Source organism: Agrococcus sp. HG114, assembly GCF_024723325.1.
Classification (GTDB): Bacteria; Actinomycetota; Actinomycetes; order Actinomycetales; family Microbacteriaceae; genus Agrococcus.
This window is the reverse complement of the sequence record NZ_JANQCH010000071.1, coordinates 1-11248: the sequence shown is the minus strand read 5'-3', so window position 1 is coordinate 11248 and position 11248 is coordinate 1. Positions and strand designations below refer to the sequence as shown.

General features: G+C 75.5%; 10 protein-coding genes and 1 pseudogene. 1 reads left to right on the top strand and 10 read right to left on the bottom strand.

Features of this window, described 5'->3' with window-relative positions:
• Together NWP09_RS08305 and hemB are read right to left on the bottom strand one after the other, a co-directional pair.
• A partial coding sequence (locus NWP09_RS08305) for a glutamate-1-semialdehyde 2,1-aminomutase (RefSeq protein ID WP_258275052.1) occupies positions 1-1145 on the bottom strand: 1145 nt, incomplete at its 3' end.
• Complete coding sequence (hemB, locus tag NWP09_RS08300; RefSeq protein ID WP_258275051.1) at positions 1142-2152, bottom strand: porphobilinogen synthase; 1011 nt, start codon at positions 2150-2152, stop codon at positions 1142-1144. The genes NWP09_RS08305 and hemB, both read right to left, overlap by 4 nt.
• Before the next feature lie 165 nt (positions 2153-2317).
• On the opposite strand from hemB, the gene NWP09_RS08295 reads away from it, so the two are divergent.
• Positions 2318-3340: an NAD(P)-dependent alcohol dehydrogenase gene (locus NWP09_RS08295; protein WP_258275050.1), complete on the top strand. Its 1023-nt coding sequence runs from the start codon at positions 2318-2320 to the stop codon at positions 3338-3340.
• Positions 3341-3363: 23 nt separating this feature from the next.
• On the opposite strand, the gene NWP09_RS08290 is transcribed toward NWP09_RS08295, so the two are convergent.
• The 8 genes and pseudogenes from NWP09_RS08290 to NWP09_RS08255 all read right to left on the bottom strand — a co-directional run.
• Positions 3364-4419 carry a serine hydrolase gene (locus NWP09_RS08290; RefSeq protein WP_258275049.1) on the bottom strand — a complete coding sequence of 352 codons (1056 nt, stop codon included), beginning with the start codon at positions 4417-4419 and terminating at the stop codon, positions 3364-3366.
• Positions 4420-4451: 32 nt separating this feature from the next.
• Positions 4452-6107, bottom strand: coding sequence for an ATP-binding cassette domain-containing protein (locus NWP09_RS08285; protein WP_258275048.1), 1656 nt, complete (start codon positions 6105-6107; stop codon positions 4452-4454).
• Positions 6108-6325: 218 nt separating this feature from the next.
• Positions 6326-6802, bottom strand: a complete 477-nt coding sequence (locus tag NWP09_RS08280; RefSeq protein ID WP_258275047.1) for an aminoacyl-tRNA deacylase — start codon at positions 6800-6802, stop codon at positions 6326-6328.
• 23 nt (positions 6803-6825) lie between these two features.
• Positions 6826-7632 carry a uroporphyrinogen-III synthase gene (locus tag NWP09_RS08275; RefSeq protein WP_258275046.1) on the bottom strand — a complete coding sequence of 269 codons (807 nt, stop codon included), beginning with the start codon at positions 7630-7632 and terminating at the stop codon, positions 6826-6828.
• A gap of 11 nt (positions 7633-7643) precedes the next feature.
• On the bottom strand, positions 7644-8588 hold the full coding sequence (gene hemC / locus NWP09_RS08270) for a hydroxymethylbilane synthase (RefSeq protein WP_258275045.1): 945 nt from the start codon (positions 8586-8588) through the stop codon (positions 7644-7646).
• Complete coding sequence (locus NWP09_RS08265; protein WP_258275053.1) at positions 8585-9739, bottom strand: ferrochelatase; 1155 nt, start codon at positions 9737-9739, stop codon at positions 8585-8587. The genes hemC and NWP09_RS08265 overlap by 4 nt, the downstream gene beginning before the upstream one ends.
• Before the next feature lie 158 nt (positions 9740-9897).
• On the bottom strand, positions 9898-10605 hold the full coding sequence (gene hemQ, locus NWP09_RS08260) for a hydrogen peroxide-dependent heme synthase (protein ID WP_258275044.1): 708 nt from the start codon (positions 10603-10605) through the stop codon (positions 9898-9900).
• Positions 10602-11248 (bottom strand): annotated as a pseudogene (locus NWP09_RS08255) (hypothetical protein); the annotation flags it as partial. The pseudogene NWP09_RS08255 and the gene hemQ, both read right to left, overlap by 4 nt.

Genomic DNA, 11248 nt, shown 5'->3' with positions numbered 1-11248 from the left:
GGGTAGCGGAACGCGTCCTGCTGCCGCACCTCGTCGAAGTCGCGCGGCGCCGACTCGCGGAAGGCGACCGAGAACAGGCTCCCTACCCGGCTGATCGCGTGCGCGACGCCCTCCGCCCGCAGCGCGTCCACGAGCGCCGCCGTGATGACGTCGGCAGCCTCGTCGAGGCGTCGGTACACGTCGTCGGTCGCGAGCCGGAGGGTCGTGAGGCCCGCGGCGACCGCGACCGGGTTCCCCGAGAGGGTGCCCGCCTGGTAGACGGGGCCGAGCGGCGCGAGCAGCTCCATGAGCTCGCGCCTGCCGCCGACGGCGGCGAGCGGCATGCCGCCGCCGATCACCTTGCCGAAGGTCAGGAGGTCGGGCGCCTCGTCGCCCGTCCAGCCCTCGATGCCCCACATGCCCGCGCGGTCGACGCGGAAGCCCGTGAGCACCTCGTCGCTGATGAGGAGCGCCCCGTGCGCGTGCGCGGTGCGGGCGAGGAAGCCGTTGAAGTCGCCGTCGGGCTCGACGACGCCCATGTTCGCGGCGGCGGCCTCGACGATCACGGCGGCGATCTGGTCGCCGCGCTCGGCGAACAGCCGCTCGATCGCGCCGCGGTCGTTGTAGGGCACGACCACGGTGGTCGCCGCGACGGCGGCGGGGATGCCCGCGGAGCCCGGCATCGCGAGCGTCGCGAGCCCAGAGCCCGCGGCGACGAGCAGGCCGTCGGAGTGCCCGTGGTAGTGGCCGTCGAACTTCACGAGCAGGTCGCGGCCCGTCGCGCCGCGCGCGATGCGGATCGCCGTCATCGTCGCCTCGGTGCCGGTCGAGACGAGCCGCAGTCGCTCGACCGGTCCCACGCGGCGCTCGACCTCCTCGGCGAGGAGCGCCTCCGCGGGCGTCGACGCGCCGAACGAGAGGCCGTGGGCGGCGGCGTCCTGCACCGCCTCGATCACCTCGGGGTGCGCGTGACCGAGGATGGCCGGCCCCCAGCTCGCGACCAGGTCGACGAGGTCGCGACCCTCCGCATCCGTCACGTAGGCGCCGTGCGCCCGCACGAGGAACGAGGGCGTGCCGCCGACCGACCCGAAAGCGCGCACGGGGCTGTTCACGCCGCCGGGGATCGCGAGCTTCGCCCGCTCGAACAGCTCGGCGTTCGTGCTCATGCCCGCGCTCCCGTCGTGCCGAGGCCCAGCCCGTGCGTGCCGAGCAGCTGGGCCTGCTCGATGGCCCAGTAGGTGAGCACGACGTCGGCGCCCGCGCGCACGATGCTCGTGAGGCTCTCGGCGATCATGCGGTCGCGGTCGATCCAGCCGTTCGCGGCGGCGGCCTCGACCATCGCGTACTCGCCCGAGACCTGGTACGCCCACACGGGCACGTCGGATGCGGCGGCCACGTCCGCGAGCACGTCGAGGTAGAGACTGGCCGGCTTCACCATCACGATGTCGGCGCCCTCGGCGAGGTCGAGGAGCGCCTCGCGGAGGCCCTCGCGGCGGTTCGCGGGATCCTGCTGGTAGGTCTTGCGGTCCCCCGTCAGGCTCGAGTCGACCGCCTCGCGGAACGGGCCGTAGAGCGCCGAGGCGTACTTCGCGCTGTAGCCGAGGATCGCGGTCTGCTCGAAGCCCGCCTCGTCGAGGGCGGCCCGCACGCGCTCGACCTGGCCGTCCATCATGCCGCTGAGGCCCAGCAGCTGCGAGCCGGACTCCGCCTGCGCGACCGCCATCGCCGCGTAGCGCTCGAGGGTCGCGTCGTTGTCGACCGAGCCGTCGTCGGCGAGCACGCCGCAGTGGCCGTGGTCGGTGAACTCGTCGAGGCACAGGTCGGTCTGGATGACCGTCGCGTCGCCGAAGCGCTCGGCGAGGAACGCCGTCGCGCGGTTGAGGATGCCGTCGGGATCGGTCGCGCCCGACCCGACCGCGTCCTTGGCCTCGGGCACCCCGAAGAGCATGACGCCGCCGACGCCAGCCTCGATCGCCCGCTCGACCTCGCTCGCGGCGGAGTCGAGCGTGTGCTGCACCTGGCCCGGCATCGACCCGATGGGCCGCGGCTCGCTCAGCCCCTCGGCGACGAACATCGGCAGCACGAGCTGCGCGGGGTGGATGCGGGTCTCGGCGACCAGGCGGCGCATGGGGGCGCTCTGCCGGAGCCTGCGGGGGCGGATCGTGGGGCTCATCGGTCTCCAGGGTACTCGGGGGCGCCCGGCCGGGCCGAGCGGATCGGGCCGGGCTCCGGGGCCCGGCCCCCGCGCATCCGCCCCTATCGCTCGGCGCCAGGTGGTGCCTAGGGTGGCGATCGCCGAGGCTCGACCCGGGCCCCGCGTGGACCGGAGGAGCGCATCATGCAGGCAGTGCAGTACAGGGCATTCGGGCAGCGGCCGGAGCTCGTCGAGGTCGAGCGGCCGACGCCGGGACCGGGCGAGGTGCTGCTGCGGATCACCGCGTCGGGGCTGTGCCACTCCGACGAGGTCGTCATGTCGTTCCCCGAGGAGGGCTACCCGTACCCGATGCCCATGACGCTCGGGCACGAGCCCGCGGGCGTCGTCGAGGAGCTGGGCGAGGGCGCGACCGGCGTCGAGGTGGGCGACAGCGTCATCGTCTACGGCTGCTGGGGCTGCGGCGTGTGCGCGATGTGCGCCGACGGGCGCGAACAGCTGTGCCTGCGCGGCATGGTCTCGCCGGGCCTCGGCCGCGACGGCGCGATGGCCGAGCACATGCTCGTCGACACCCCGCGGCACCTCGTGCCGATCGGCGACCTCGACCCGGTGCGCGCGGCCTCGCTCACGGATGCGGCGCTCACGCCGTACGAGGCGATCAAGAAGGTGCTCCCCCACCTCACGGGCGGCTCGACGGCGGTCGTGATCGGCGCCGGCGGGCTCGGGCACGTCGCGATCCAGCTGCTGCGCGTGCTCACGTCGGCGCGCGTCATCGCGCTCGACGTGGGCGAGGAGAAGCTCGCGTTCGCGCGCGAGATGGGCGCGCACGAGGTGCTCGAGTCGAACGCGGATGCGGCGGGCAGGATCAAGGAGATGACCGGCGGCGTGGGCGCCGACGTGGTGTTCGACTTCGTCGGCATCGACCCGACCGGGGCGACCGCGACGGGCGCGGTGAAGGTCGCGGGCGCTGTGGTCGTGGTCGGTGCGGGCGGCGGCACGGCGAAGGTGGGCCTGCTCGCGGCGCCGTACGACGTCGAGGTGCGCACGTCGCTGTGGGGCACGCGGTCGTCGCTGCTCGAGCTCGTCGAGATGGCGCACCGCGGCGAGGTCCGGATCGAGACGACGACGTACCCGATCGCCGACGCGCTGCGGGCGTACGCCGACCTGCACGACGGCAAGGTGCGCGGGCGCGCGGTCGTCGTGCCGTAGCTGGCGCGCGCCGCGCCGGCGCGCTACGCCTCCTCGGGCGCGGCGGCCTCGGCGTCGGCCTCCCGCGCCCCGAGCTCCGCGTCGATCGCGTCGGCGAGCGCGCCGATGACCGGCCAGCCGCCCTCCGAGCTGTTGCCGAGCACGCTCACGGTCGTGCGCTCGTCGACGAGGTGCGTCGAGCGGAAGGACGCGCCTGCGTCCCAGCCCTCGCTGATGAGGGCGTCCGCGGATGCGTGCAGGAAGAGCCCGAGCCCGGCGCGCTTGCGCTCGCCCGGCACGTCGTGCCGCGGCTGCGCCATGAGCTCGACGCTCGCGCGCGAGACGATGCGGCCATCGAGCAGCGCCAACCAGAAGCGGTGCAGGTCGGCCGCGGTCGTGAACGCCCCGCCGTCGCCGTTGCCGAGGATCGGGAGGTGGAGCGTGTTGACGAGGTCGCCCTCGTCGTCGATGTAGCCCGGTGCTGCGTCGGCGGGGAGCGCATTCAGCGGCAGGTAGCCGGTGCGCTCGAGGCCCGCCGGCTCGAGCACGAGCCGCCGCACCGCATCGTGGAAGCGCTCGCCCGTCACCCGCTCGAGCACGATCGCGAGCACCACGTAGCCGCCGTTGCAGTACGCGAAGCGCTCGCCGGGCGCGAAGGCCTGCGGAAGCCCGTCGAGCATCGGCAGGAACGCCTCGGCCATCGTGAGCGCGTGCGGGGGCACGGTGAGCACGTAGTCGGCGGGCTGCCAATCGGAGTCCTCGTCGAGGTAGTCGCCGATGCCGGACGTGTGGCCGAGCAGGTGCTCGACGGTGACCCGCTCGTCGACGAGCGGCAGGTCGGCGCCCAGCACCTCGCGCACCCGCTGGTCGAGCCGCAGCGCGCCCTGCTCGATGAGGCGCATGACCGCGAGCGCCGTGAACGCCTTGCTCCCGCTCGCGATCGCGATCCGCGCATCCGCCGTCATCGGCACGCCGAGCCCGCGGTGCAGGAACCCCTCGGCGCGCTCGAGCACGCGGCGCTCGCCCACGTCGATCGTCGCGACGCCCGTGAAGCGGCCGCGGGCGATGGCCGCGTCGAGCGCCGACTCGTCGATGTGCATGGCTCCTCCTCGGATCTGGCGCCGTCGCGCGCTCACCATCCTGGCCCCGGCACGCGCTCCGCGGGCCGGTCGATGAGAGCGCCGTCCCGGATCGTCCAGAGCCGCGTGATGCCGAGCCGATCGAGGAACTCGGCGTCGTGGCTCGCCACGACGAGCGCGCCCCGGTGCGCCGCGAGGGCCTCGACGAGCCGGTCGATCGAGTCGAGGTCGAGCGAGTTGGTCGGCTCGTCGAGCAGCAGCAGCTGCGGCGCGGGGTCGGCAAGCAGCAGGCGCGCGAGCGCGAGGCGGAAGCGCTCGCCGCCCGAGAGCTCGTGCACGCGCTGCTCGGCGCGATCGCCGCGGAACAGGAAGCGGGCGAGCTGCGCGCGGACCTCCTGCGGTGGGCGCCCGGGCGCCGTCTCGCGCACCGCCTCGACGAGCGTGGCGTCCTCGTCGGCGAAGCGGATGCGCTGCGGCAGGAGCGCGGTCTCGCGGATGCATCGGGCGACCTCGGCGACCGCTCCCGGCCGGTCGTCGGGGCGGGATCGGGCGGCGCCGGCGATCGCCTCGAGCAGCGTGGACTTGCCCGCGCCGTTCGATCCCGTGAGGGCGATGCGCTCGGGGCCGCGCACCTCGACCTGCTCCTCGCCGGGCAGGCGCAGGGCGAGCACGTCGCGCCCGGGCGGCACGTGGGTGCCCGGCAGCTCGATGCGGATCGCCCGGTCGTCGCGTAATCGCGCCTCCGCGGCCTCGAGCGACGCGGCCGCGGTCGACTCGCGGCCCTCGTGCAGCGCCTTCGACCGCGCGGAGGTGCGCTCGGCCTTGCGCTGCAGGCTCCCCGCCACGATCTTCGGCATCCCGCCCGCCAGGAATGCCCGCCGCCCTGCCGCCTCGGAGCGCGAGCGCCGCTCGGCAGCCTCCACCCGCTCCCGCCGCTCGCGGCGCAGCAGCTGCTCCGCGTCGCGCACGTCCTGGGCGGCCGCCGCCTGCTCCGCCTCGAGCGCCGCGCGGTACACGGAGTAGGGGCCCTCGAAGGTGCGGAGCGCCGAGCCGACGCCCGGGCCCGCCGCGTGCAGCTCGGCGATGCGGTCGACGCGCTCGAGCAGCGCGACGTCGTGGCTGACCACGACGAGCGAGCCCCGCCACGCGCCGACGGCGTCGTGGAGGCGGGCGCGGGCCTCCGCGTCGAGGTTGTTCGTCGGCTCGTCGAGCAGGGCGATGTCGGGGCGCCGCAGCCGGACGGCCGCGAGGCCGACGAGCACCGCCTCGCCGCCCGAGAGCGCCCCGATCGGGCGGCGCAGCAGGTCGGCGTCGCCGGGGAGGCCGAGGGCGGCGAGCTCCGAGAGCGCCTCCGCCTCGACGCCCCAGCGGTCGCCCACGGTGTCGAAGTGCGCATCGGCGACGTCGCCGCGCTCGATCGCGGCGATCGCCGCGAGCACCGGCGCGATGCCGAGGGTGTCGGCGACCGTGCCCGAACCGAGCGCGAGGTGCTGGGGCAGCGCGGCGATCGTGCCTCGCACGGCGACCTCGCCGCTCGAGGGCGCGAGCTCACCCGCGATGAGCCGCAGCAGCGTGGACTTGCCTGAGCCGTTCAGGCCGACGAGGCCGGTGCGGCCGTGGCCGAGGACGCCCGTGAGCGCGTCGAGCGCTGCGGTGCCGTCGGGCCAGGAGTAGGAGACGCGCGAGAGCGCGATGGCGGGGTGTGCCAAGGGAGGACCTCCGAGAGCGTGGTGAGCGCTGACGGCGTGGTCGACGGTGCGTGTGCCGTCGGGTCAGCGCGGGATCGCGGCTCCCGTGCTGTCGGTCATCCCCGGTGTCTCCTCCGTGCGCGGTGCGCCGGCGCTGACACCGCCGACGATTGCTCGGGCGATGCTACGGCACGATCGGCGGCTCGGCAACGCCCGCGCGGCGTCGGTCGGCGGATGCATCAGCGCGGCGGCTCGGGGTCGGTCACGTCGGCGACGTGGGCGCCGAGGTGCGCGACGAGCGCGTCGCCGTCGACGGTCGCGGCGACGCCGTGGTCGCCCGCCCCGATCGAGACGCGCCGGCCGAGCACGCGCTCGTCGGCGATCACGGGCAGCGGCTGCCGCGTGCCGAACGGCGTGATCGTGCCGCGCCGGAAACCGGTGACCTCGAACGCGGCGTCGGCGTCGGGCATCGAGAGGCGGCTGACGCCGAGCAGCTCGCGCAGCTTCGGCCACGCGATCGTGCGGTCGCCCGGCACGAGCACGAGCAGGTGGTCGCCCTCGCCGCGGCGCACGACCATCGTCTTGATGACGTCGGCGGGCTCGACCCCGCGCGCCGCCGCCGCCTCGGCGAGCGACGAGACGCGGCCGTGGCGGGTGATCTCGTGCTCGAGCCCGGAGGCCGCGAGCGCGTCGAGCGCGGGGTTCGTGTCAGCCATGCCCCGAGGCTACGCCCGCGGGCTCAGCGCGCCGCCGCGACGAGCGCGGCGACGAGGGCGGGCGCGTTCGGCTCGTGCGCGATGGCCGCGACGCGCAGGCCGTGCCGGCGGCAGTCCTCGGCGGTCTGGTCCCCGATCGCGATCACGCGCACGTCGTCGCGCAGCCCGAGCCGCGCGACCTGCCTCGCGACCGATCCCGAGGTGACGAGCACCGCGTGGATCGGCGTCTCGGCCGGCTCGACCGCGGTGAGCACCCCGTCGACGCCGTCGCGCGCCGTCGCGAGCTGCTCATCGCGGAGCCGCTCGGGGTCCACCGTCGGGATCGTGCCCGTGCGGTCGACGGCGCCCGCGAGCTGGGCGGTCGACTCGAACGCCGGCACGGTGCGGTAGGCGACGACGTCGGTCACCTCCATGCCGCGCTCTCGGAGCCCGTCGGCGACGGTCGGCTTCGCGTCGAGCGCTCGGGGCCAGAGCACGCTGCCCGAGCGGGCCGGCCACTCGTCGACGAGCCCGCCCGCCGACTGCCGGGTCGGCACGAACGACACCGGCACGCCGCGCTCGCGCAGCGCCGCGGCCGTCACGGCACCCACGGCCGCGACCCGCACCGAGGCCGGCACGCGGGGCAGCACCCGCACGGCCGAGCGGCTCGTGAGGACGAGCCAGTCGAAGCGGCCCTCGGCGAGCTGCGCGAGCGCCCGCTGCAGCGGCTCCTGATCCTCGGCGGGCTCGATCGTCACGAGCGGCAGGATGAGCGGCTCGAAGCCCGCCTCGGTCACGAGCCGGGCGACCTCGTCGCCCCACTCGCCGCCGCGCGGGATCAGGACGCGCACGGGCCGTCGCCTCAGTCGCCCGCGGCGCTTGCTTCGTGCACGAGGTCGGCGGCGCCGGCCTCGAGCAGCTCGGCGACCGCCCGGTCGGCGACGTCGCGCGCGGCCTCGGCGAGCTCGTCCGGCTTCGACGAGTCGAGCGTGTAGGCGTGGGATGCGCTCAGCCGCTTCGAGCCGTCGGTCGCGTACGCGATCGCCGTGAGGAAGAGCATCCCGTCGGCGACCTCCGCGTGCGCGGCGAGCGGGGCGGCGCATCCTGCCTCGAGGCCGGAGAGCACGCGCCGCTCGGCGTCGGCCGCCGCGCGCGTCGCCGCGTGGTCGGTCGTCGCGACCGCCCGACGTGCGACCGCATCGCCCTCGCGGATCTCGACCGCGAGCGCGCCCTGCGCGGGGGCGGTCGGGAAGTCGATCACGTCGAGCACCTCGGTCGCGCGGTCCTCGAGCCCCAGCCGCTTGAGGCCCGCGAGCGCGAGCACGACGGCGTCGAGGTCGGCGTCCGGCCCCTGCGCGCGGGCGAGCCGCGTGGGCACGTTGCCGCGCAGGTCGACGACCTCGAGGTCGGGCCGGGCGAGCCGCAGCTGCGCCATGCGGCGCGGCGAGCCCGTGCCGACCTTCGCGCCCTCGGGCAGCTCGGCGAACGTGAGGCCGTCGCGCGCGCACAGCGCGTCGCGCGCGTCCTCGCGCTTCGAGACCGCGGCGAGCTCGATGCCGGGCGCGGGTGCCGTGGGGAGGTCCTTCATCGAGTGCACCGCGACGTCCACGCGGCCCTCGAGCAGCGCATCCCTGAGCGCCGAGACGAACACGCCCGTGCCGCCGAGCTGCTGCAGCGACGAGCGGTCGGTGTCGCCCTTCGTCGTGATGGGGACGAGCTCGACCTCGGCGTCGAAGCGCGCGGCGAGCGCGCCGCACTGGGCCATCGCGAGCTCCGAGCCGCGCGTGCCGACCCTGAGCACGCTCACGGCTGCAGCCCCGCGATCGCGGGCCGGAAGCCGAGCCGCGGGTTCTCGCAGCAGCCGGGCCGGCACACGTCGTACCAGGGATGGATCGAGGTGACGGCCTTGCGCTCCGCGACCGGCCGGCCCTCGAGCCGCTCCTGCACGAGGTCGACGAGCGCGCCGACGTACTGCGGGTCGACGCCGGGCGTCGGCGCGCGGCGCACCCACAGGCCCGCCTCGGTGGCCGTCTCGATCGCCTCCTCGTCGAGGTCCCACATGACCTCCATGTGGTCGCTCACGAAGCCGATCGGCACGATCACGACCGCCTTGCGGCCACGGTGCTCATCCGTGCCGAGGGCCTCGATCGCGTCGTTGATGTCGGGCTCGAGCCACGGCTGCGACGCGGGCCCCGAGCGCGACTGGTAGACGAGCTGCCACGCGACGCCCGGCGCGGCCTCGCCCATGACCCACTCGGCCGCCGCGAGGTGCTGCGCCTCGTAGCCGCCGCCGGGGCCCCACTCGTGCAGGTCGGGCGCGCCCGAGCGCTCGGCGTCGGCGGTGGGGATGCTGTGGGTCGCGAAGAGCACCTCGATCTCGCCGTCGGCGAAGCCCGCCTCGCGCGCCTCGGCGACGCTCGCGCGCACGCCGTCGACGAACGGCGCGAGGAAGCCCGGGTGGTTGAAGAACTGCCGCACCTTGTCGATCTGCATCGTCGCCTGCAGGCCGGTCGCCTCGAGCGCGTCGGCCCAGTCCTCGCGGTACTGGCGGCACGACGAGTACGAGGAGTACGCCGAGGTGGGGATCGCGAGCAGCTTCGTCGCCCCGGCGTCGGCCGCCTGCTGCAGCGCCTCGTCGAGGTAGGGCGCCCAGTTGCGGTTGCCCCAGTAGACGGGCAGGTCGAGGCCCGCATCGGCGAGCGCCGACTCGAGGGCGGCCTTGAGCTCGCGGTTCTGGTCGTTGATCGGGCTCACGCCGCCGAAGTGGCGGTAGTGGGTCGCGACCTCCTCGAGGCGCTCGTCGGGGATGCCCCGGCCGCGCGTGACGTTGCGGAGGAACGGCAGCACGTCGTCCTGCCCCTCGGGGCCGCCGAAGCCGGACAGCAGGATGCCGTCATACGCGACGGGCTCCTCGACGTGCTCGGGGCCTGCCTGCGCGGGCGCGGTCGCGCTCGGCACCGCGGCGCCCGGCTCGAGGTGCACCCCGCTCGCGGCGGGCGCCTTCGTCTCGCGACGGCCCTGCTGCTGCGCCTGCTGCAGCTCGGGCTGCGCCTGCACCGCCGCGCCGCCGCAGCACCCGCCGCCACAGCAGCCGCCCGAAGCCTGTGTCGACTCGCTCACGCGAGCACCTCCTCGATCTCGTCGACGGCGATCCGCCGGCCCGTGAAGAACGGGATCTCCTCGCGCACGTGCAGGCGGGCCTCGACCGCGCGCAGCTCGCGCATCATGTCGACGAGCTCGACGAGCTCGTCGGACTCGAGCGGCAGGATCCACTCGTAGTCGCCGAGCGCGAACGCCGCCACCGTGTTGGCGACGACGCCCCGGTAGGCGGCACCGGCGCGACCGTGCTCGGCGAGCATGCGGCTGCGGTCGCCCGCGTCGAGCAGGTACCACTCGTACGAGCGGTTGAACGGGTAGACCGTCACCCACTGCTTCGGCTCGATGCCGCGCAGGAAGCCGGGCACGTGCGACTTGTTGAACTCGGCGTCGCGGTGCACGCCCATCGCGCCCCACACCGGCGTCGTGCCGGCGAGCTCGCGCGAGCGGCGCACGCGGCGCACCGCCGCCTGCAGCCGCTCGGGCGGGGTCGCGGCCCCGGGAGTGCCGTGCAGCCACACGAGCACGTCGGCGTCGGCGCGCATCCCCGAGACGTCGTAGATGCCGCGCGTCGTGACGCCCTCGGCCTCGAGCGCCGCGAGCTCCTCGGCGAGCGGTGCGCCGCCCTCGGTGCGCGCCGTGCCGGAGCCGCCGCGCCGGAGCACGCTCCAGATCGTGTACCCGTCGCCCGCCTGGGGCTCGTGCTGCTGCGATGCGTGCTCGCTCATGCCTCTCCTCGTCCGTCGGTCACTGCGGTGCCGGATGCGTCCTCCGGCTCGGTCTCGGCGGCCTCGTCCTCGAGGTCGGTCGTCCAGGGGGTGCCGGGCACGGCGAAGCGCTCCCGGCGGATGCGCAGGGCCGCCTCGCGCGCGTCGGGCACGACCTGCGCGAGGCCCGTGCCGGCGACGGCGGCGCCGACGACCTCGAGCGTCTCGTGCTCGGCGGCGGCGGCGCGCAGGAGCTGCTGGCGCCGCTTGGCGCCGACGATGCTCGAGGGCTGGCCCTGCTCCCAGCGCACGCGCGCGGACGCGAGCGGACGCGGGAGGGCGACGCCGAGGATCGCGCTGGCGTCCTCGAGCGCGATCGCCGCCGCGTCGGCGTCGTCGAGCCCCTCGGTCGCCGGGGCGGCGGTGCCGCGCCCGGACGGCCCAGCGCCGTACGAGAGCCGCACGACCTCGCGGCCGCCGGCGAGCTCGCGCAGCCACGGCCACTTCGCGCTCGAGTGGGTGAGCGCCTTCGCGCGCACGCCCGTCGCGTCGGCCGCGACGAGCACGCCCGTGCCGCGCGGGTCGCCCTCGAGCGCGCCCGGCGGCAGGACGAGCGTGACGAGCTCGACCGTGACGCCTAGTGCATGCGCCTCCGGGTGCGCAC